Origin of the sequence: Acidovorax sp. (genome assembly GCF_046341535.1) — a bacterium.
Classification (GTDB): Bacteria; Pseudomonadota; Gammaproteobacteria; order Burkholderiales; family Burkholderiaceae_C; genus Acidovorax.
This window is the reverse complement of sequence record NZ_JBKDRI010000039.1, coordinates 1-20,612: the sequence shown is the minus strand read 5'-3', so window position 1 is coordinate 20,612 and position 20,612 is coordinate 1. Positions and strand designations below refer to the sequence as shown.

Annotated in this window: 25 protein-coding genes and 1 tRNA gene; 20 read left to right on the top strand and 6 right to left on the bottom strand. The window is 64.1% G+C overall.

Features of this window, described 5'->3' with window-relative positions; translation table 11 throughout:
- Positions 1-5: 5 nt before the first annotated feature.
- The 13 genes from rplF (at position 6) to ACK543_RS02485 (ending at position 6,911) form a co-directional block, all read left to right on the top strand.
- The gene (rplF, locus tag ACK543_RS02545; protein WP_409941297.1) at positions 6-539 is read left to right on the top strand and encodes a 50S ribosomal protein L6; all 534 of its coding nucleotides are present in this window, start codon (positions 6-8) and stop codon (positions 537-539) included.
- A gap of 11 nt (positions 540-550) precedes the next feature.
- Entirely contained in the window at positions 551-916 is a 366-nt protein-coding gene (rplR, locus tag ACK543_RS02540; RefSeq protein WP_409941296.1) for a 50S ribosomal protein L18, read from the top strand.
- A 17-nt stretch (positions 917-933) separates the two neighbouring features.
- Entirely contained in the window at positions 934-1,452 is a 519-nt protein-coding gene (gene rpsE, locus ACK543_RS02535) for a 30S ribosomal protein S5 (RefSeq protein WP_409941295.1), read from the top strand.
- A gap of 14 nt (positions 1,453-1,466) precedes the next feature.
- Complete coding sequence (rpmD, locus tag ACK543_RS02530; RefSeq protein WP_007861725.1) at positions 1,467-1,649, top strand: 50S ribosomal protein L30; 183 nt, start codon at positions 1,467-1,469, stop codon at positions 1,647-1,649.
- A 10-nt stretch (positions 1,650-1,659) separates the two neighbouring features.
- The gene (gene rplO / locus ACK543_RS02525; protein WP_409941294.1) at positions 1,660-2,091 is read left to right on the top strand and encodes a 50S ribosomal protein L15; all 432 of its coding nucleotides are present in this window, start codon (positions 1,660-1,662) and stop codon (positions 2,089-2,091) included.
- 24 nt (positions 2,092-2,115) lie between these two features.
- Positions 2,116-3,435: a preprotein translocase subunit SecY gene (gene secY / locus ACK543_RS02520; protein WP_409941293.1), complete on the top strand. Its 1,320-nt coding sequence runs from the start codon at positions 2,116-2,118 to the stop codon at positions 3,433-3,435.
- A 143-nt stretch (positions 3,436-3,578) separates the two neighbouring features.
- Entirely contained in the window at positions 3,579-3,692 is a 114-nt protein-coding gene (gene rpmJ / locus ACK543_RS02515; protein ID WP_005793651.1) for a 50S ribosomal protein L36, read from the top strand.
- A gap of 23 nt (positions 3,693-3,715) precedes the next feature.
- Positions 3,716-4,081: a 30S ribosomal protein S13 gene (gene rpsM, locus ACK543_RS02510; protein ID WP_409941292.1), complete on the top strand. Its 366-nt coding sequence runs from the start codon at positions 3,716-3,718 to the stop codon at positions 4,079-4,081.
- A gap of 18 nt (positions 4,082-4,099) precedes the next feature.
- Positions 4,100-4,504, top strand: coding sequence for a 30S ribosomal protein S11 (gene rpsK / locus ACK543_RS02505; protein ID WP_005793662.1), 405 nt, complete (start codon positions 4,100-4,102; stop codon positions 4,502-4,504).
- 91 nt (positions 4,505-4,595) lie between these two features.
- A complete protein-coding gene (rpsD, locus tag ACK543_RS02500) occupies positions 4,596-5,219 on the top strand; it encodes a 30S ribosomal protein S4 (protein WP_409941291.1) in 624 nt (207 codons plus the stop codon).
- Positions 5,220-5,330: 111 nt separating this feature from the next.
- Complete coding sequence (locus ACK543_RS02495; RefSeq protein WP_409941290.1) at positions 5,331-6,323, top strand: DNA-directed RNA polymerase subunit alpha; 993 nt, start codon at positions 5,331-5,333, stop codon at positions 6,321-6,323.
- 96 nt (positions 6,324-6,419) lie between these two features.
- A complete protein-coding gene (gene rplQ / locus ACK543_RS02490) occupies positions 6,420-6,812 on the top strand; it encodes a 50S ribosomal protein L17 (RefSeq protein WP_063462385.1) in 393 nt (130 codons plus the stop codon).
- 22 nt (positions 6,813-6,834) lie between these two features.
- A tRNA-Met gene (locus ACK543_RS02485) sits at positions 6,835-6,911 on the top strand.
- 163 nt (positions 6,912-7,074) lie between these two features.
- On the opposite strand, the gene nhaR is transcribed toward ACK543_RS02485, so the two are convergent.
- Positions 7,075-7,983, bottom strand: a complete 909-nt coding sequence (gene nhaR, locus ACK543_RS02480) for a transcriptional activator NhaR (RefSeq protein WP_409941289.1) — start codon at positions 7,981-7,983, stop codon at positions 7,075-7,077.
- 144 nt (positions 7,984-8,127) lie between these two features.
- Between nhaR and ACK543_RS02475 the strand changes: the two genes are divergently transcribed.
- Positions 8,128-8,673: an Rrf2 family transcriptional regulator gene (locus tag ACK543_RS02475; protein ID WP_409941288.1), complete on the top strand. Its 546-nt coding sequence runs from the start codon at positions 8,128-8,130 to the stop codon at positions 8,671-8,673.
- A 124-nt stretch (positions 8,674-8,797) separates the two neighbouring features.
- On the opposite strand, the gene ACK543_RS02470 is transcribed toward ACK543_RS02475, so the two are convergent.
- Both ACK543_RS02470 and ACK543_RS02465 read right to left on the bottom strand, forming a co-directional pair.
- A complete protein-coding gene (locus ACK543_RS02470) occupies positions 8,798-9,172 on the bottom strand; it encodes a hypothetical protein (RefSeq protein WP_409941287.1) in 375 nt (124 codons plus the stop codon).
- Between the two features lie 96 nt (positions 9,173-9,268).
- The gene (locus ACK543_RS02465; RefSeq protein WP_409941286.1) at positions 9,269-9,640 is read right to left on the bottom strand and encodes a TraR/DksA family transcriptional regulator; all 372 of its coding nucleotides are present in this window, start codon (positions 9,638-9,640) and stop codon (positions 9,269-9,271) included.
- 296 nt (positions 9,641-9,936) lie between these two features.
- Between ACK543_RS02465 and ACK543_RS02460 the strand changes: the two genes are divergently transcribed.
- The 6 genes from ACK543_RS02460 (at position 9,937) to ACK543_RS02435 (ending at position 16,453) form a co-directional block, all read left to right on the top strand.
- The gene (locus ACK543_RS02460; protein ID WP_409941285.1) at positions 9,937-10,308 is read left to right on the top strand and encodes a DUF2946 family protein; all 372 of its coding nucleotides are present in this window, start codon (positions 9,937-9,939) and stop codon (positions 10,306-10,308) included.
- 80 nt (positions 10,309-10,388) lie between these two features.
- Positions 10,389-12,725 (top strand): TonB-dependent receptor, encoded by a 2,337-nt coding sequence (locus ACK543_RS02455; RefSeq protein WP_409941284.1) that lies wholly within the window; start codon positions 10,389-10,391, stop codon positions 12,723-12,725.
- A gap of 137 nt (positions 12,726-12,862) precedes the next feature.
- A complete protein-coding gene (locus ACK543_RS02450; protein ID WP_409941283.1) occupies positions 12,863-13,423 on the top strand; it encodes a YcnI family protein in 561 nt (186 codons plus the stop codon).
- Positions 13,424-13,479: 56 nt separating this feature from the next.
- Positions 13,480-13,974, top strand: a complete 495-nt coding sequence (locus ACK543_RS02445; RefSeq protein ID WP_409941282.1) for a copper chaperone PCu(A)C — start codon at positions 13,480-13,482, stop codon at positions 13,972-13,974.
- A gap of 226 nt (positions 13,975-14,200) precedes the next feature.
- Positions 14,201-15,058, top strand: a complete 858-nt coding sequence (locus ACK543_RS02440; RefSeq protein WP_409941281.1) for a PhaM family polyhydroxyalkanoate granule multifunctional regulatory protein — start codon at positions 14,201-14,203, stop codon at positions 15,056-15,058.
- A gap of 69 nt (positions 15,059-15,127) precedes the next feature.
- Complete coding sequence (locus tag ACK543_RS02435; RefSeq protein ID WP_409941280.1) at positions 15,128-16,453, top strand: FIST N-terminal domain-containing protein; 1,326 nt, start codon at positions 15,128-15,130, stop codon at positions 16,451-16,453.
- Between the two features lie 232 nt (positions 16,454-16,685).
- On the opposite strand, the gene ACK543_RS02430 is transcribed toward ACK543_RS02435, so the two are convergent.
- The 3 genes from ACK543_RS02430 to ACK543_RS02420 all read right to left on the bottom strand — a co-directional run.
- On the bottom strand, positions 16,686-18,008 hold the full coding sequence (locus tag ACK543_RS02430; protein ID WP_409941279.1) for a hemolysin family protein: 1,323 nt from the start codon (positions 18,006-18,008) through the stop codon (positions 16,686-16,688).
- A 258-nt stretch (positions 18,009-18,266) separates the two neighbouring features.
- Complete coding sequence (locus ACK543_RS02425; protein ID WP_409941278.1) at positions 18,267-19,568, bottom strand: D-amino acid dehydrogenase; 1,302 nt, start codon at positions 19,566-19,568, stop codon at positions 18,267-18,269.
- Positions 19,565-20,612: M20 aminoacylase family protein (locus tag ACK543_RS02420; RefSeq protein WP_409941277.1), on the bottom strand; the 1,048-nt coding region annotated here is incomplete at its 5' end. The genes ACK543_RS02420 and ACK543_RS02425, both read right to left, overlap by 4 nt.

Sequence of the window (20,612 nt, the reverse complement as noted above, 5' to 3'; positions counted from 1 at the left end):
CTGAAATGTCCCGAGTAGGAAAAATGCCCGTGACCATCCCCGCTGGCGTGGATGTGTCCGTGAAAGAAGACCAGATCTCCGTCAAGGGTTCTGGCGGCACGTTGTCGCTCGCGCAAAACGCGCTGGTGAAAGTGACCTCGAACAACGGCAAGCTCAGCTTTGAGCCCGCCAACGATTCCCGCGAAGCAAACGCTATGAGCGGCACACTTCGCCAGTTGGTCAACAACATGGTGGTCGGTGTGAGCAAGGGCTTTGAAAAGAAGCTCAGCCTGGTGGGCGTGGGTTACAAGGCGGCAGCGTCTGGCTCCAAGCTGAACCTGGCGGTTGGCTATTCGCACCCGGTCAACATCGAAATGCCCGCCGGCATCACGGTCGCAACGCCCACACCCACCGAAGTGGTGGTCAAGGGTGCTGACCGTCAGCGCGTCGGCCAGATCGCCGCTGAGATCCGTGCTGTTCGTCCTCCTGAGCCCTACAAGGGCAAGGGCATCCGTTATGCGGACGAAAAGATCACGATCAAAGAGACCAAGAAGAAATAAGGAGCTGCAACATGTTGACCAAGAAAGAGCAGCGTCTTCGTCGTTCGCGTCAGACCCGTATCCGCATTGCACAGCAAGGCGTGGCGCGTCTCACGGTGAACCGTACGAACCTCCATATCTACGCCAGTGTCATCTCCGGCGACGGCAGCAAGGTGCTGGCCTCTGCGTCCACGGCAGAAGCCGACGTGCGCAAATCGCTGGGCGGTTCGGGCAAGGGTGGCAACGCCGCTGCAGCCCAGATCATCGGCAAGCGTATCGCTGAAAAAGCGAAGGCGGCCGGCATCGAAAAGGTTGCATTTGATCGCGCAGGTTTCGCCTACCACGGTCGCGTCAAGGCACTGGCCGACGCAGCCCGTGAAGCCGGCCTGCAGTTCTAAGCGGAGCGGAATACAAAATGGCTAAATTTCAACCCAAAGTGCAGAGCGAAGGCCAAGACGACGGTCTGCGCGAAAAAATGATCGCGGTGAACCGCGTGACCAAAGTCGTGAAGGGTGGCCGTATCCTCGGCTTTGCCGCGCTCACGGTGGTTGGTGATGGTGATGGCCGCGTCGGCATGGGCAAAGGCAAGTCCAAGGAAGTGCCTGCTGCCGTGCAAAAGGCCATGGAAGAAGCCCGTCGTAACATGGTCAAGGTGTCGCTCAAGAACGGCACGATCTTCCATAACGTCACGGGCCACCACGGTGCCGCGGTCGTCATGATGGCTCCCGCTCCCAAGGGTACCGGCATCATCGCAGGCGGCCCCATGCGCGCTGTCTTCGAAGTGCTGGGCGTGACCGACATCGTGGCCAAAAGCCATGGTTCGTCCAATCCCTACAACATGGTTCGTGCCACTTTCGACGCCCTGGTCAATTCGACCACGCCTTCGAGCGTTGCGGCCAAGCGCGGCAAGACGGTCGAAGACATCTTCGCCTGAACCGGAGCCTGAAAATGACAACGCAACAAACCGTCAAGATTCAACTGGTGCGCAGCCCGATTGGCACCAAGGAATCGCACCGCGCCACCGTACGCGGCCTGGGTCTGCGCAAGCTCAACAGCGTGAGCGAACTGCAGGACTCGCCCGAAGTGCGCGGCATGATTAACAAGATCAGCTATCTGGTCAAAGTCCTCTGAGAGATCGATCATGGAACTCAATAGCATCAAGCCCGCAGACGGCGCCAAGCATGCCAAGCGCCGCGTAGGCCGTGGTATCGGCTCCGGCCTGGGCAAGACCGCTGGCCGTGGTCACAAGGGTCAAAAGTCGCGTGCCGGTGGTTACCACAAGGTAGGCTTTGAGGGTGGCCAAATGCCCCTGCAACGTCGCCTGCCCAAGCGTGGCTTCAAGTCGCACCTGCTCAAGTTCAATGCCGAAGTAACGCTTTCGGCGCTGGAGCAGCTCGGTCTGGCCGAAGTGGACGTGCTCGCGCTCAAGCAGGCGGGCCTCGTTGGCGAGTTGGCCAAGGTGGTCAAGGTCATCAAGAGCGGGTCGCTCACCAAAGCGGTCAAGTTGACCGGTGTGGGTGCGACGGCCGGTGCCAAGGCTGCGATCGAAGCCGCTGGCGGCAGCGTCGCCTGAGTGTGGGTCTGAAGGAATATCTCTGTGGCTACTAGCGCGGCTCAAATTGCAAAAACCGGCAAGTTCGGCGACCTGCGTCGTCGGCTGGTGTTTTTGCTGCTTGCGCTGGTCGTGTATCGCATCGGGGCGCATATCCCGGTTCCTGGTATCGATCCAGCCCAGCTGCAACAGTTGTTCAATGGCCAGCAAGGCGGCATCCTGAACCTGTTCAACATGTTCTCGGGTGGTGCGCTTTCGCGCTTCACGGTCTTCGCTCTGGGGATCATGCCGTACATCTCGGCATCGATCATCATGCAGTTGATGACCTACGTGGTACCCACGTTCGAGCAGTTGAAAAAGGAAGGCGAAGCGGGCCGCAGGAAAATCACGCAGTACACGCGCTACGGTACGCTGGGGCTGGCCATCTTCCAGTCGCTCGGGATCGCCGTGGCTCTGGAAAGCTCTGCAGGCCTGGTTCTCAGCCCTGGTTTTGGTTTCCGCATGACTGCGGTGGTGAGCCTGACTGCCGGCACCATGTTCCTGATGTGGTTGGGTGAGCAGATTACCGAACGCGGTCTTGGCAACGGCATCTCGATCCTGATCTTTGCGGGTATCGCGGCGGGTCTGCCCAGCTCGATTGGTGGATTGCTGGAGTTGGTGCGTACGGGTGCGATGAGCATTCTGGCGGCCATCTTCATCGTGCTGGTGGTTGGTCTCGTGACCTACTTCGTGGTGTACGTGGAGCGTGGTCAGCGCAAGATTCTGGTGAACTATGCTCGGCGGCAGGTCGGCAACAAGGTGTATGGCGGCCAGTCGTCGCACCTGCCCCTGAAGCTCAACATGGCCGGGGTCATTCCGCCGATCTTCGCGTCGTCGATCATCCTGCTGCCGGCAACGGTGGTGAACTGGTTCAGCGCCGGAGAGTCGATGCGCTGGCTGAAGGACATCTCTGGTGCACTGACCCCCGGTCAGCCCATCTATGTGATGTTCTATGCCGCCGCGATCATCTTCTTTTGCTTTTTCTACACGGCGCTGGTGTTTAACAGCCGTGAGACGGCGGACAACTTGAAGAAAAGCGGCGCATTCATTCCCGGGATTCGTCCTGGTGAGCAGACGGCACGCTACATCGACAAGATCCTGGTTCGTCTGACGCTGGCCGGTGCGGTATACATCACATTCGTGTGCCTGTTGCCCGAGTTCCTGATCTTGAAGTACAACGTTCCGTTTTACTTTGGCGGCACATCGCTGCTGATCATCGTGGTGGTGACCATGGACTTCATGGCCCAGGTTCAAAACTACATGATGTCGCAGCAGTATGAGTCGTTGCTCAAGAAGGCAAGTTTCAAAGGCAGCGCGGGCGGTTGATGTGATCCAGAGTGGCTGTTCAGCGAACACTGGCTGGCCTCCCATATGGAATCGCGGTTAGTTGGCGCGCATTGGCGTGGCGGTTAAAGATTGTGTTCCGAGCCAAACAGCCGGGACAGATGGAAAAGTTTTAGGAGAATGCAATGAGAGTTTCGGCTTCGGTCAAAAAAATCTGCCGCAACTGCAAGATCATCCGCCGCAAGGGTGTGGTGCGCGTGATCTGCACGGACCTGCGTCACAAGCAGCGCCAAGGTTGATTGGAAAGTATTAGAGGACGCATATGGCACGTATCGCTGGCATCAACATCCCGCCGCACAAGCATGCGGAAATAGGCCTGACCGCCATTTTTGGCATCGGTCGCACCCGCGCTCGCAAGATTTGCGAAGCAACTGGCATCGCCTACAGCAAGAAGATCAAAGATCTGACGGACGGCGATCTGGAAAAAATTCGCGAGCAAATCGAAAAGTTCACCATCGAGGGTGACCTGCGCCGTGAGACCACGATGAACATCAAGCGCCTGATGGACATCGGTTGCTATCGCGGTTTCCGCCACCGTCGCGGTCTGCCGTTGCGTGGTCAGCGTACGCGTACCAATGCTCGCACCCGCAAGGGCCCGCGCAAGGGTGCGGCTGCACTGAAGAAATAACGAGATTGAAAGATCAACATGGCTAAGTCTCCTGCCAATAACGCAGCTCAGCGCGTTCGCAAGAAGGTCCGCAAGAACGTTTCGGACGGCATTGCCCACGTGCACGCTTCGTTCAACAACACCATCATCACGATCACCGATCGCCAGGGCAACGCCCTGTCATGGGCTTCGTCGGGTGGCCAGGGCTTCAAGGGCTCGCGCAAGTCCACACCGTTCGCCGCCCAGGTGGCGTCTGAAGTGGCTGGCCGCGCTGCTATCGACCAAGGCATCAAAAACCTGGACGTTGAGATCAAGGGTCCCGGCCCAGGTCGTGAGTCGTCGGTGCGCGCTCTGGGCGCACTGGGCATCCGCATCACGTCGATCTCCGATGTGACGCCGGTACCCCACAATGGCTGCCGCCCTCAAAAGCGCCGCCGCATCTAATTTTCTATAAGCCCACCGCCGTCTGTGCACGCGCAAGCGCCTCAGACGGCTCCCGCAATGGTTTGCGGCAGATGACACAAAGGAAGCTCAAGTGGCACGTTACCTCGGCCCCAAGGCCAAACTATCCCGCCGTGAAGGCACCGACCTGTTCCTCAAGAGCGCTCGTCGCTCGATTGCGGACAAGTCGAAATTCGACTCCAAGCCCGGCCAGCATGGCCGCACTTCGGGTGCCCGTACCTCCGACTACGGCCTGCAATTGCGCGAAAAGCAAAAGGTCAAGCGCATGTACGGCGTGCTCGAAAAGCAGTTCCGCCGCTATTTCGAAGCCGCTGATGGCAAGAAGGGCAACACCGGCGCCAACCTGCTGTTCCTGCTGGAATCGCGTCTGGACAACGTCGTCTACCGCATGGGCTTTGGCTCCACGCGCGCAGAAGCCCGCCAGCTTGTCTCGCACAAGGCGATCACCGTCAATGGCAAGTCCGTCAACATCGCTTCGTACCTCGTGAAGGCCGGCGACGTGGTGGCTGTTCGCGAAAAGTCCAAGAAGCAGGGTCGCGTGGTCGAAGCCCTTCAACTGGCCGCTCAGGTGGGTATGCCAGCGTGGGTCGAAGTGAATGCCGACAAGGCCGAAGGCGTCTTCAAGAAGGTGCCTGACCGCGACGAGTTTGGCGCAGACATCAACGAATCGCTGATCGTTGAGTTGTACTCGCGTTAATCGGCTGCATATTTTTCGAGAAATCCGTCCCTGTACCGCGAGGCATCGCGGTGCAGGCGCTTCACCAGCCTTACCGGTGTAACGAGCTGGGGGTATTGAGAGGAAGTCTGAATGCAAACCAATTTGCTGAAACCCAAGGCGATCAATGTTGAGCAGCTTGGCCATAACCGTGCCAAGGTTGCACTGGAGCCGTTCGAGCGTGGTTACGGTCACACGCTGGGCAATGCCGTCCGGCGCGTTTTGCTCTCGTCCATGGTGGGTTACGCAGCGACGGAAGTCACGATTGCAGGCGTGCTGCATGAATACTCCTCCATCGATGGCGTTCAAGAGGACGTGGTCGACATTTTGTTGAACCTCAAGGGCGTGGTGTTCAAACTTCACAACCGCGACGAGGTCACCCTGAGCCTGCGCAAGGATGGAGAAGGCGTGGTCACTGCCCGTGACATCCAGACTCCGCACGATGTCGAGATCGTCAACCCGGATCACGTGATTGCTCACCTGTCCGCCGGTGGCAAGCTAGACATGCAGATCAAGGTCGAAAAGGGACGCGGCTACGTGCCCGGCAATCTTCGCCGCTACGCAGACGAGCCCACCAAGTCGATCGGCCGCATTGTGCTGGACGCATCGTTCTCCCCCGTCAAGCGCGTGAGCTATACGGTTGAGAGCGCTCGGGTTGAGCAGCGGACCGATCTGGACAAGCTGGTCGTCGAAATTGAAACCAACGGGGCCATCACTGCAGAAGATGCGGTGCGTGCCTCCGCGAAGATCCTGGTGGAGCAACTGGCCGTCTTTGCTCAGCTCGAGGGTGGCGAACTGGCTGCGTTTGACGCGCCAGCAGGCCCGCGCGGTGGTGCAACGTTTGATCCGATCCTACTGCGTCCTGTGGATGAGCTTGAGCTGACCGTGCGATCCGCTAACTGCCTGAAGGCCGAGAACATCTACTACATCGGTGACCTGATTCAGCGCACCGAAAACGAGCTGCTCAAGACGCCTAACCTGGGTCGCAAGTCGCTCAACGAGATCAAGGAAGTCCTCGCATCGCGTGGGTTGACCCTTGGCATGAAGCTAGAGAACTGGCCACCAGCCGGCCTCGACAAGCGTTAAGTTATAATTTTCGGTTCTCCATGCGGGAACAGTGCCTCGGGCAGTACCTGATACGGCTGCCTGATTTAATAAGACCGACAGCAGAAAGAAAGCACCATGCGCCACGGACACGGCCTTCGTAAACTCAACCGCACCAGCTCGCACCGCCTTGCGATGCTGCAAAACATGATGAACTCGCTCATCGAGCATGAGGCCATCAAGACCACGGTTCCTAAGGCAAAAGAACTCCGCCGGGTGATTGAGCCCATGATCACCCTGGCCAAGGAAGACTCGGTCGCCAATCGGCGTCTGGCTTTCAACCGTCTGCGTGACCGTGACAGCGTCACCAAGCTCTTCAACGATCTTGGTCCCCGTTTCAAGGTTCGGCCCGGCGGCTACACCCGCATCCTGAAAATGGGTTTCCGCGTGGGCGACAACGCCCCGATGGCACTGGTCGAATTGGTGGACCGTGCCGCAGAAACCGAAAATAATTCGGCCGCCGCTGAATAATAGGGTACAATTTAAAGCTTACCGCGCGATGGAGCAGTCTGGTAGCTCGTTGGGCTCATAACCCAAAGGTCGGAGGTTCAAATCCTTCTCGCGCAACCAACATCAGCAGCAATGCTCAAGAAAAGCCCACTTTCAGTGGGCTTTTTTGTTGCCTTTCGTGGTAGGCTGATTTGGAGGCCCGGGCCTGTTGCGTGCAGTGGCGGTGCTTTGGATGTGGCCAGGGCGCGTCGCTGCAACCCGCAACGCGTTCATCCTCTTAGTCTTATTGGTATTTGCCAAACAGGTCAGCCTTGGCTGTCCGAGTCATGGCTGCGACACACGGATGCGTGATCCGTCGCTCGACGGAGATGGCAAAAAACTCCTCGACCAATTCGGTGGACCGCCCGATGACTTCCACGCCGTATTGCGACGTGGTTTCCGCATCGAGCACGGTGGGCGAGGTGAAAACGCCCCGACCCTTCCGCCCAAAGGCATTCATCAAGGCGCTGTCATCGAACTCGCCCACCAGTCTGGGGCGCAACTGGTGCTTGTTGAGCCAGTGGTCCAGCTGTTGGCGCACCGAGGACATGGGGCCCTGAATGAGCATCGGTGCCCCCTGCAGGCAGCCCGGGAAATCGCCCTTGAGTTGTGAGCGCAGCGCAGGTGAGCACAGAAAGCTCATGCCGCTGACGCCGAGCTGGTGATTGAATGCCTTGACGCCAATCTTCTTGGACACGGGCTCGTCGGCCAGGACGAGATCAAGCCGGTTCAGACTCAGCTGGGCTATCAGCTCGGGAAACTTTCCCTCGTGACAGAGCATGTGAACCGGGCGACCTAAATCGGGGGCAAGCGCTGGTTCCAGGAGGTGGTAGGCCACCGACTTGGCCACCGAATCTGCCACGCCAACCCGAAACTCCAGGGGGCGTGCCTGGTTGCGCGCGAGCTTGACCGACTGCTCCAACTCATCACCCAGCGCGAATATCTGCTCTGCGTATCCGAGCGCAACGCGGCCCTCACTGGTCAACTCCAGCCCGCGGCCGCGTTTGCGAAACAGGTCGTGGCCAAGCCATTCTTCGAGTAGCCGGATCTGCCCTGAGAGCGTCTGGGGGGTGGTGTGCAGTTGCTCGCCCGCGCGCACTACGCCGCCTGCTTTGGCGACTGTCCAAAAATAGCGAAGATGTTTGAAGTTCACGTGGATGCGGTTGCAAATAATTCGAAAAACCCGATGTGTTTATAGCAAATTATCGAATTTACGCGAAGTATTCGATGCCCTACATTGAGCCACTGAACCCGCACGATCCAATGGGGTTCATCCACTTAACAAGGAGTAGCAACGATGCGAATTACCACACGAGGTCAGCTGGCGGTGTCGGCAGTCACCGATCTGGCGGTGCGCCAGAAGTTGCGGCCCATTGCGCTGTCAACCATCAGCGCGCGGCTGGGTATTTCTTTGTCGTACCTGGAGCAATTGTTCAGCGCCCTGCGTCGAGCGGGTCTGGTCGAGAGCACCCGCGGGCCCGGCGGCGGCTATACGCTGGCGCGCCATCCGCGTGACATCTCTGTCGCGGACATCATCCTTGCGGTGGACACGTTATCCGATGACGCCGGGACCGGCGCCAACCCGGGGCAGGTTGAACGAGCAAAGTCGATGACCGGCGAACTGTGGTCCGCCTTCAACGCACGGGTGATGGAATACCTGCAGTCCGTATCGTTGCAGGATCTTGTCGAGCAGCAGCGCGCCAAGGGCGTGCCGGCGGATGATGCTGAACCTGCCGCTGTCGTGCGCAAGCTCGCTCCCAAGCCCCGGCCAATGATGGCGAAGGTTGGCGTGCCCAACTCGGTGTTTGCGCTGGGCGCGATGCCGATCTTGCGCCGCCGCTGACGCTCTGCGCCTGCCGCTGGCGCCGGGGACGGCCCGGGGACCCCCACCGGGTGTGGGTCAAGCGTGCCAGCGCAAGCCATGAGCCACTGCGGCACCACCGCGCAGTGCCCCCCCGCGCCGCGCATCAGGCCAGGGATGGGTCTGCCGCCATCTTGTCGAACTTCTTGAAGTACTGGCGCGCCATCGCCACCAGTTGCGCGTCGCTGGGGTGATCTGCCGCGACGGAGTCCACCACCACCTGGGCCACTGCAGGGCAATGCTTTTCGCACCAGTCGCGAAACTGGTTCCGGGCCAGTCCCGGGCCTGCCAAAAGCACTTCACGTGTCTCGGCAAGGGCCTTGGCAATACTGCCGAAAAACGCGCTGGTGTCCTCAGTCTTGCCCTGGTGCTTGTGGTGGCTGCGCGAACGGATGCGCTGCGCCTGGGCATGTTCGCGGTCGAACATCACCACATGGGCTTCAGAATGGTCCATCCATACAACGGCGTGATACGTGCTCATGGTTTGATTTCCAGAAAAGTCGGTTGAGGGAAGCAGGGAGCGTCAGCATGTGCGCGGAGCAGGGTTGGCTGTGGCGCACGCTGCCAAGACGCGTTGTCAGCCATGGTGTTCGTGGTGCTCGGCGCTGTCCTGGCAGGTCAGGCAACGGGACGCTTCTGGCGCGACTTCCAGGCGGTTGGTAGCGATGTCGGTCCCGCAGTCGGTGCATTGGCCATAGCTGCCGCTGGCGATGCGCGTCAGCGCCGCGTCGATGGCGCTCAGGTGCGAAGTCTCGTGCTCATCCAGGGCGAACTCGAGCTCGCGTTCGGTGGCCAACTGGGCGCGCGAGTCTTCGGGGTGCCCGAAGTGCGCCGCGGCGGCCTCGGCCCGCCCCATGACGCCGCCGCGCTGATCGGCGATCTGCGCGAGCAGCGTACGCTGCTGCGCCAGCAGTCTGTCGCGAAAGTGGGCTGTCTGGGTGGCGTCCATGGGGGTCTCCGGATCCTGGTTGATGGCTTTGATGATGCGCTCGATGGGCGCTGTATGCCTTGAGCCATGTCAACATCTGCCTGCCTGCCTGCCTGCGGCCTGGCCAGCCGTGGCCTGGACGGCCAGCGATGCGCCCAGTGCGAATCACCGACCGGCCGGGGCCAGAGGGACCACGTGGCATGGGCCCACCCGCGAGCCTGTTTGCTGGCCACTGCGCGCCCCGCCTTGGGCCCACGGTGGCGCTAACGCAGGTGCCTGCGCGTCGGCTCGGCGGGCGCCGCTTACAATCCCAGGCCATGCCGACCCGTCCCATGCACACCAACCGCCAGCTGCGCTGGCTGGCGCGCCTGGTGCTCGCCTGGCTGGTGTTGTCGATGGGCGTGGCCGTGGCGTCGCCGCTGGTCCATCCGCAGGCCATGGAGCTGATTTGCTCCGGCTCTGGCGCGATCAAGGCGGTGGTCAAGACCGACGACGGTGCCCAGGAGCTTTCCAGTCACACGCTGGACTGCCCGCTGTGCGCGCAGGTCGGCGCCCCGCCTCCTGCATCACAGGCGCGGCTGCCTGTGGCGCACCCCCTGGCGCATGCCCTGCGCCCCATCCCTGCGGCGCACATTGCTGCGCGCACTGCCGCGCCGCTGCCGCCGCGCGGACCGCCCGCCTTCTCCTGAAGTTGCTATTGATTTGGTAGCTGATAGCGCTTGCGTGGCAAGCGTGGTCGGGCTATTTGGTTTGATATTCAGGAGTTCTCATGCGCAAACGCCGCATGGCGCTGGCCGTGGCCAGTGCCTTTCCCGTCGCCCTCACATTCACGTTCGCTGGGGCCGTCCCCGCATTCGCACAGGCCGCTGATAGCGCCAGCGTCAACGCCCCCATCAAGGAACTGGGCGTGGTCACCATCAGCGCAGGCCAGCCTACCTCGCTGCCCACGCAGATTCCCACCACCATCGAGGGTGTGACCCGCGAGCAGATCGAGCATTCGATCAACGCCACCGATAGCGAAGACGCCCTGAAGTACCTGCCCAGCCTCCTGGTGCGCAAGCGCTACATCGGCGACTACAACCACGCTGTGCTGTCCACCCGCGCCTCGGGCACGGGCAATCCGGCGCGGTCGATGGTGTTTGCCGACGGCATTTTGCTCAGCAACTACCTGGGCAACGGCCCCACCAACGCGCCCCGCTGGATGCTGGTCACGCCCGAGGAGATCGAGCGTGTGGATGTGCTCTACGGGCCGTTCTCTGCCGCGTATGCGGGCAATTCGGTGGGTGCGGTGGTGGACTACGTCACGCGCATGCCCACCCAGTTTGAAGCGCATGGCAAGGTCAGCGTTCAGCACCAGCCGTTTGACCTCTACAACACCCAGGCCACCTACGGCGGCCACCAGATCAGCACCTCGGTGGGCAACCGTTCGGGCGACTGGTCGTGGTTCCTCAACTTCCAGAAGACCGACAGCGAAGGCCAGCCGATGGTGTTTCCGACCCGCCTGGTCTCGGCGGGTACGCCGGGCAGCGCGGGCACGCCTGTCACGGGCGCGGTGCTGCAGCCCAACCGCAACAACCAGCCCTGGATCTTGCTGGGCACGGCCACCCAGTACCACACGCAGCAAGACCACATCAAGGCCAAGATCGCCTACGACTTCTCGCCCACCGTGCGGGCCGCCTACACCCTGGGCTGGTGGCGCAACGAATCCGAAGGCCGACCCACCAGCTACCTGCGCGATGCGAATGGCAACGCCGTCTACAGCGGCACCGTGAACATCAACGGCCGCTCGTTCACGCTCGCGCCCACCGACTTCAATGTCTTGAGCGAGGACCTCACGCACGTCATGCATGGGCTCTCGGTCAAGAGCAACACCAAAGGCGTGTTCGACTGGGAAGTGGCCGCCAGCCAGTATGGCTACCGAAGCGACACCCTGCGTGCCGCCACCGTGGCGCTGCCCGCCGCCTTGAACGGCGGCGCAGGCCGCATCGTCAACAGCAAGGGCACAGGCTGGAACACCCTGGCGGCCAAAGGCACCTGGCGGCCCGATGGTGTGCAGGGCGCGCACATTGTGGACTTTGGCCTGCAGCGCGACAGCTACCAGCTGCGCACCATCGAGAACGCCACAATGAACTGGATCAACGGCGCTGCGGGCGCCCGCAACCAGGCCTTTAGCGGCGATACGCAACTGCTGGGCCTGTGGGCGCAAGACACCTGGAAGATCGCGCCGCGCTGGAAGGCCGTTCTGGGCGCCCGCGCCGAGCGCTGGAGCGCCAGCAACGGCCAGACGGGCAACGCCACCACCACGGTGAGCCACGCCGAGCGCAACGAGACGTACATCTCGCCCAAGGCTGCGCTGGCCTATCAGGTCAATGATCGGTGGGTGCTCAAGGCCTCCACCGGCCGCGCGGTGCGCATGCCCACCGTGGCCGAGCTGTACCAGGGTGGCATCAGCGGCAGCGGCACGCTCATCAACAACGACCCCAACCTGAGACCCGAAAAGAGCTGGACCACCGAGCTGACTGCCGAGCGCGACATGGCTGGTTGGGGTGGCGAAGGCCTGCTGCGCCTGACGGCTTTTTTTGAGCGCACCAGGGACGCGCTGTACTCACAGACCAACGTGCTTGTGAGGCCCAACGTGACCAACGTGCAGAACGTGGACGCCATCCGCACCCAGGGCATTGATCTGTCCTACCAGGCCACCAACGTGTTTGTGCGCGGGCTGGAGCTGGGCAGCAGCCTGACCTGGACGGACTCCAAGATCACGAAGAACGACAAGTTCCCCGCCAGCGTCGGCAAATGGCAGCCGCGCATCCCCAACTGGCGTGCCACTGCGGTGGCCACCTACCGGCCTGACGCCACGTGGTCATACACCCTGGGCGCGCGCTACAGCGGCAAGCAATACAGCACGCTGGACAACACCGACGTGAACGGCTTTGCCTACCAGGGTGCAAGCCGCTACTTCACCACCGATGTGCGCGTGCGCTACCAGATCACCAAGCAGGTGAGTGCCGCCGTGGGCATCGACAACCTGAACAACTACCAGTTCTGGAACTTCCACCCCTACCCGCAGCGCACCTACATGGCCGAGCTGAAGGTGAGTTTGTGAGTCCCCCCTGAGCGGCTTCGCCGCACCCCCCGGGGGGGACGCCCCCAGCACGGCGGGGCGGCCCTTGCGCGGGGGCGCTGGCGGGGTGGGGCGCCAGTTTTGAAGGACATGAATCGTTGAAACGTAAAGGTGAAAAAATGAAAAACAACGCTATTAAAAACATAGCTGCTTACGCTTGCCTGGTAAGCGTAACAGCCTTTTTTGGTACTGCATTTGCCCATGTGGTGCTCGAATACCAGGTCGCCCCGGCAGGCGCCAGCTATAAGGCCACCTTCAAGGTCGGGCACGGTTGCGGCGCATCGCCCACGCGGCAGATCGCGGTGGACATACCGGCGGGTATGCGCGGCGCACGCCCCATGCCCAAGCCGGGCTGGACGCTGGAGGTGCAGCGCGACACGCTCGCCCAGCCCTACACCAGCCATGGCCGTACCATCACCGACGACGTGGTGCGCGTGACCTGGACGGCCAAGACCGCCGACGACATGCTGCCCCATGCCCACTACGACGAGTTTGTGCTGGTGGCCACCACGCCCGCGCAGGCGGGCATGGTGTACTGGCCGGTACGCCAGGCCTGCGCCGACGGCCGCAACGACTGGATCGAAGTGCCGAAGCCCGGACAAAAGCTGTCAGACCTGAAGTCCCCTGCCGCTGCGCTGGAAATCCTGCCCGCCGCTGGCGCGGGGGCCCACCATCACTGACTTGGGGCAGCACTGCGCGCCCACCCTGTTTTCAACCTAAGCACCCAACCACTGCCATGATCCAACTGCTCTACACCACCGCCCTGGCCGCCATGCTGGCAGCCGCATGCGCCAGCGCCCCCGCCTGGGCCCAAAGCGCCGCCGTCAAGGTCGATGGGGCCTGGGCACGCGCCAGCGTGCAGGGCCAAAAGGCCACGGGCGCCTTCATGCGCCTGACGGCCCAGGACGCCACCCGCCTGGTGCGCGCCGAGTCGCCCGCAGCAGGCGTGACCGAAGTGCATGAGATGAAGATGGAAGGCGACGTGATGAAGATGCGCGCCGTCCCGGCGCTGGAGCTGCCCGCTGGCAAGACGGTGGAGCTCAAGCCCGGCGGCTACCACGTCATGCTGATGGACCTGAAGGCCCCCCTGGCCAAGGACACGGCCGTGCCCCTGACGCTGGTGTTCCAGGATGCCAAGGGCGCTGAGAGCAGGCTCACCATCAGCGTGCCCGTGGCCACCACACCCCCGGGCGGCCCTGCCGGGATGGCAGGCCACGGTCACAGGCACTGACTGCTTTCCGGGCAGAAATCCGCCACATCCCGGCAGCGACGCATTGGAGTAAGCTGTGGACCCACCACAGACCCCCTGGGAGGCTGTCGGACTTGGAGCGTCGATTGCAGCCCCATAGCCCAGCTATGGGGCCAAAAGACGGTGAAAAATGGACCGCTGCGGTCAACTTGCAGCCGACGATTTCCAAGTCCGACAGGCTCCTGGACCCACCTCTTGCGGAGCGGCCATGAGCGACACATCCAACAGCTTCGGTTTCGGCAAATTTGTCCCCGGTTTTGATTTTCTGCAAAGTCTTGCCAAGGGCGCGAGCAGCAGCATCCCGCAGCTGCCCAGCCTGTCCAACTGGGTAGCGCCCACCATCAACGTGGAAGAGCTGGAAAAGCGCATCGAGGAGCTCAAGGCGGTGCAGTTCTGGCTGGAGCAAAACTCGCGCGCCCTGTCGGCCACCATCCAGGCGCTGGAAGTGCAGAAGATGACGCTGGCCACGCTCAAGGGCATGAACTTCAGCATGGGTGATGTGGCCAATGCCTTCAAGCTCAAGACCGCCGACACCGTGATGGACGGCGTGCAAAAGGCGGCCGAAGCCGCCGGGGGCGCGGCCGACGCCGTGGCCAGCGCTGCGGTGCGCATGGCTGCGCGTCCCCCCGCCGAAGACGAACCGCAGCCCGAGGCAGCGCCGCAGGCATCCCGCGCGGAAAAGCCCAAGTCCAAAGGCACCAAGGCCGCCGCCGCCGAAACCCCCGTGGTGGACCCGATGCAATGGTGGGGCGCGCTCACCAGCCAGTTCCAGCAGCTCGCAGCCACGGCCATGAAGGACGCTGCCAAGCAAACCGCCATCGACACCACCAAGAACATGGCCACCGGCCTGGCCAAAGAGGCCATCAAGACAGCCACCGGCATGGCCAGCCAGTTGACCGCGCAGGGCATGCAGACCATGCGCGGTGGCGCAGCGGCTGCCAAGAAGCGCCTGCCCGCCGCGACCCCCGCCCCCCAGGCGGCCGCGGCCAAGAAGACGCCTGCCCGCAAGCGCCCCGCCGCCAAATCCCCCGCCGCCCGCAGCGCACCGCGCAAGACCTCGCGCTGACGAGCTGGGCTGCGCGAGGGTGACATCGCACGGACGCGCTCAGCCCGCAGCCCCACCGCTCTGAACCCTATGAAACTCTTTCCCTCCGGCCACGCGACCCACCCCCAGTGGCGCATGGCGGCGGCGCTGGTCGTCGCACAGCTACGCGCCCAGATGGCCTTGCCCGACCACGCCGCAGCCCCCACGCTCGGCCTGGTCTATATCACCGACCATTACGCCAACGACGCGCCTGCTCTGCTCGCATACCTGCGCAGCGAACTGCCCGCCGTGACCGACTGGAGCGGCACGGTGGGTGTGGGCGTGTCGGCCAACAATGCCGAGTACTTTGACGAGCCCGCGCTGTCGGTGATGTTGCTGGATGTGCCGTCCGACCAGTACCGCGTGTTCTCGGGCGTGGCCCCGCTGCCCACGCACCCCGATGCCAGCCCCAGCGGCTTTGCCGCGCACACGGCGCTGGTGCATGCCGATGGGCGCATGCCCGAACTGGCCGAGCTGCTGGCCGAGATGTCCAGGCGCACCGCCACGGGCTACCTGTTTGGCGGCCTCTCGGCCAGCCGCAGCGCCAGTGTGCAGTTTGCGGTGGGTAGCCAAGGCACGGTGGCCGGGCAGGATGCGGCCAGCGGCGTATTTGATGCGGGCCTGTCCGGCGTGGCCTTCGCCGCCGGGGTGGGGATGGTCTCGCGCGTCACGCAGGGCTGCCAGCCGGTGGGCGCGCTGCACACCATCACGGCAGCGCAGGACAACGTGGTGCTTGAGCTCGACGGCGAGCAGGCGCTGGATGTGCTGCTGGACACGCTGGAAGTCACGCTCAACGGCGACCCGCAACCCGCGCTGCGCAAGGTGCGCGCCACGATGGCCGGGCTGGTCAGCGCGGGCGCGCAGCCCCAGGGCCTGCGCCGCACAGGCCACTTTGGTACCGACACGCGCGTGCGCCACATCGTGGGCCTGGACGGCGCGCGGCGCGGTGTGGCGCTGGCCGACTATGTTGAGCCAGGCATGCACCTTGCGTTTTGCCAGCGCAATGCGGTGGCGGCGCGGGCGGACTTGATGCGTATCTGTGCCGAGATCCGGGAAGAGCTGACACCCGACGAGCTTGAGCCGCTGGCGCTGGCGCCCCTGTTCGGTCGTGCGGGCAGCACGGGCGACACCGCCGCGGGGCCAGCCGCGTCGCCGCAGGGCGGACCCCAGACGCACCGGCGCATCTGCGGCGCCATTTACGTGAGCTGCTCAGGCCGTGGTGGCCCCCACTTTGGCGGGCCCAGCGCCGAGCTGCAGATCGTGCGCCATGCGCTGGGCGACGTGCCGCTGGCCGGGTTTTTTGCAGGCGGCGAGATCGCGCACCACCACCTGTACGGCTACACCGGCGTGCTCACGGTGTTTGTGGCGGGCGACTGAACCCGCAGGCTCTTGCGTACTGGAAGGCTCGCCCGATCAGGCTTTGTGAGGGTTGCATCGGGCACTGGCAGGGGCCCTCAAAACGGGGTTTTGTGCGTGGCAAGGCTGGCCGCATGGAGCCTGAGATACCCGCTCGGGCTGAGCCTGTCGAAGCCTTGCGCAGCGCTTGGACAGGCCCCGCGTGACCGGCTTCGTCGGGTTGGTGTGCAAGCCGCAGACCGGCGCCTGGCGCTCAGCCCGTGGCGTCGTCGTCCGACTCGGCTTTTTCTTCGGGCGTGAGCCGACGCGCCAGGATCTTGTCGATGGTCTTTCCATCCATGTCCACCACCTCGAGCTTCCAGTCTTCCCACCGCACGGTATCGGTCACCTTGGGCAGGCGGCCGGTTAGCAGCATGATCATGCCGCTGAGCGTGTGGTAGCGGCCGCGCTCTTCCTCGGGCACGGTGTTCAGGTTCAGGCGGTCTTTGAGCTCGGGCACGGGGATGTGGCCGTCCAGCAGCCAGCTGCCATCGTCGCGCTGCAGCGCCCATGATGTTTCAGGATCGCGTGGCTGGAACTCGCCGGTGATCGCCTCGATCAGGTCCTGCAGCGTGACGATGCCCTGCACCTCGCCGTACTCGTCGATGACAAACGCCATGTGCACATCAGACTGGCGGAAGTTGTCCAGCAATTCCATGCCGGTGATGGTCTCAGGCACATACAGCGACGTCTGCAGCGGCTGCTCGGCCAGCGTGCACGAGCGGTCGCGAATCGCGCGCGACAGCCACTGGCGCGCATTGACCACGCCCAAGATTTTGTCCATGCCGCCCTGCACCACCGGAAAGCGAGCGTGGTTCGATTCTTCGATGCAGCGCAGGTGCTCTTCGAACGGCGCATCCACATCCAGACACACCACGCTGCCGCGCGGCACCATGAGCGAGCCAATCTGCCGGTCGTCCAGACGAAACACGTTGCGCACCATGGTGTGCTCGTGCGACTCGATCACCCCCGCCGTGGTGCCTTCGACCAGCATGGCGTGGATCTCTTCCTCCGTGACCGGGCTGCCGCTGGTTTCCTTGACGCCCAACAGGCGCAGCAGCGTGCGGGTGGAGGTGGACAGCAGCAGCACAAACGGCTTGGTTGCCAGCGCCAGCAAGTGGATGGGCCGCGCCACCAGGCGCGCGAAGGTCTCGGGGTACGACTGGCCAATGCGTTTGGGCACCAGTTCGCCCACCACGATGGAGAAATACGTGATCACCACCACCACCAGCGCGGTGGCCGCGTAGCCGCCATAGGGCTGGGGCACGCCCAGTAACCCCAGCCAGTGCCCCAGAGGCTCTGCCAGCGCGGCCTCGCCCACGATACCGTTGAGCACGCCGATGGACGTGATGCCAATTTGAATGGTGGAGAGAAAGCGCGTGGGGTCTTCGCCCAGCTTCACAGCGGCAGCCGCGCCGCTATCGCCCTCATCGATCAGCTTTTGCAACCGGGCCTTGCGCGCCGTGACCAGCGCGATCTCGGACATGGCAAACACCCCATTCAAGATGATGAGGGCGAACAGTATTGCGATTTCCATACGAAGGGCGCCCGCTGCGCCCTTGGGTGTTGATCAGCAGAGCATTGTAAGAACCTGTGGCGACGGGGCTTTTGGCCCGACCACCCGGTACCGTGGTGACTGCGCTGCGGGCGCTGTCGTGTTTACCTGCACCTGCGCCCAGGCGGTGCACATGAGACCGCCCAACGGCACGGACGCAGGCGGGTGCATCTGTAATCGAATGAGCCTGTAGCGCCTGTCTGATGGAGTGACGCAGCTATGTGAATAAGAGCAAACGAATCAGCGCACGCCCTGGGCTCTGAGGATGGCAGGTGCTGCCGGGCGGGCCATGCCGGTGAAGGCGAAGTCCAGCTCGGGAGCCAGGCCGCTCACGATGCGGGCGATCGACTTGCCCGAGCCGCAGGCGTGCGTCCAGCCCAGCGTGCCGTGGCCGGTGTTGAGGAACAGGTTGGGCAGCTTCGAGCGGCCGATGATGGGCACGTTGCTCGGCGTGGCCGGACGCAGGCCGGTCCAGAACTGCGCCTGCGCGGTGTCGCCGGCGCCGGGGAACAGCTGCTCCACGCGCTTGACGATGGCCTCGCAGCGCACGCGGTTCAGGTCGCGGTCGTAGCCGTTGAGCTCGGCCGTGCCGGCGATGCGCAGCCGGTTGCCCAGGCGCGAGAACACCAGCTTGTACTCGTCGTCGGTCAGCGACACCTGGTGCGCCAGCGCCTCGTCCTTCACCGGCATGGTCACCGAGTAGCCCTTGGCCGGGTAGATCGGCAGCCTGATGCCCAGCGGCGCCGCCAGCATCGGGCTCAGGCTGCCCATGGCCAGCACGTAGGCGTCGGCGCGCAGGCGCTGGAAGCGGCCCTCGCTGTCGGTGGCCTCGACGTGGTCGATGGCGCCGCCGGCCGTGCGCAGCGCCGTCACGGTGTGGCTCATGCGGAACTGCACGCCGTCGTCGATGCAGCGCTGCACCAGCTCGCGGGCGAAGCGGTTGGCGTCGCCCGATTCGTCCTCGGCCGTGTAGGTGGCGCCGGCCAGTTGCGGGCGGATGTGGCGCAGCGCCGGCTCCAGCGCCACGGCCTCGTCGGCGCTGATGACGCGGCGGTCGCAACCCAGCGCGCGCATCTGCGCCGCGGGGGCCTCGGCGGCCGCGAACTCCTTGGGGTTCGTGTAGAAGTGCAGGATGCCCTGCGTGCGCTGGTCGTAGGCCAGGCCGCGCTCGGCGCGCAGGGCCTGCAGCATGCTGCGGCTGTAGGTGCCCAGGCGCACGATCTGCTCGATGTTGTGGCGCGTGCGGCCCGGCGTGCACTCGCGCAGGAACTGCAGGCCCCACAGCCACTGCCGCATGTCGGCGCGCAGGCGGAACAGCAGCGGCGCGTCCTCGCGGCCCAGCCACTGCAGCAGCTTCAGCGGCGCGCCCGGGTTGGCCCAGGGCTCGGCGTGGCTCACCGAGATCTGCCCGCCGTTGGCGAAGCTGGTCTCGGCCGCGGGCGTGGCCTGGCGGTCGACCACGGTCACGTCGTGACCGAGCTGCCGCAGGTAGTAGGCCGAGGTGACGCCGAGCAGGCCGGCGCCGAGGATGGTCACGTTCATGCCGGTTCTCCCGTGGGGTTCAGGAAGCGTTGCGCCAGCCGCACCCAGAAGGCGCTGCCGACGGCGATGTTGTCGTCGTTGAAGTCGAACCCGGGGTTGTGCACCATGCACGAGCCCGGGCCGTCGCCGTTGCCGATGAGCAGGTACGAGCCCGGTCGCTGCTCGAGCATGAAGGCGAAGTCCTCGCTGCCGGTCAGCGGCGGGCCCTGCAGCGTCACGCGGTCGGGGCCGAGAAGCTCCAGCGCCACGTCGCGCGCGAAGTCGGTCTCGGCGGCGCTGTTGACGAGCACCGCGTAGCCGGGCCGCCAGGCCACCTCGGCGCGCACGCCGAAGCTCGCGGCCTGCTGCTCCGCCAGCGCGCGGATGCGCTGCTCCAGCAGCGCGCGCACGCCGCGGTCCAGGGCGCGCACGCTCAGCTCCAGCGTGGCCGTGGCCGGGATCACGTTGTTGGCCTGCCCCGCGTGCAGCGCGCCCACCGTCACCACCGCGGCCTGCAGCGGATCGACGTTGCGCGACACCACCGTCTGCAGCGCCATCACCAGGCTGGCCGCGGCCACGATGGGGTCGGCCGCCAGGTGCGGCATGGCGCCGTGGCCGCCGGTGCCGGTTAGCGTGATGGTGGCGTAGTCCGACGAGGCCATGGCCGCGCCGTCGCGCAGCACGAGGTGGCCCTGCGGCACGCCGGGCATGTTGTGCATGGCGAACACGGCGTCGCAGGGGAAGCGCTCGAACAGCCCGTCGGCCATCATGCGCAGCGCGCCGCCGCCACCTTCCTCGGCCGGCTGGAAGATCAGTTGCAGCGTGCCGTCGAAGGAAACGTCCTCGGCCAGGCGGCGCGCGGCGGCCAGCAGCATCGCGGTGTGGCCGTCGTGGCCGCAGGCGTGCATCAGGCCCGGGCGCTGGCTGGCCCAGGGGCGGCCGCTGGCCTCAGGGATAGGCAGCGCGTCCATGTCGGCGCGCAGGCCCAGGCGGCGCGGGCCGGTACCGCGCACCAGCGTGCCGACGACGCCAGTGCCGCCCACGCCACGGGTGACCTCGTAGCCC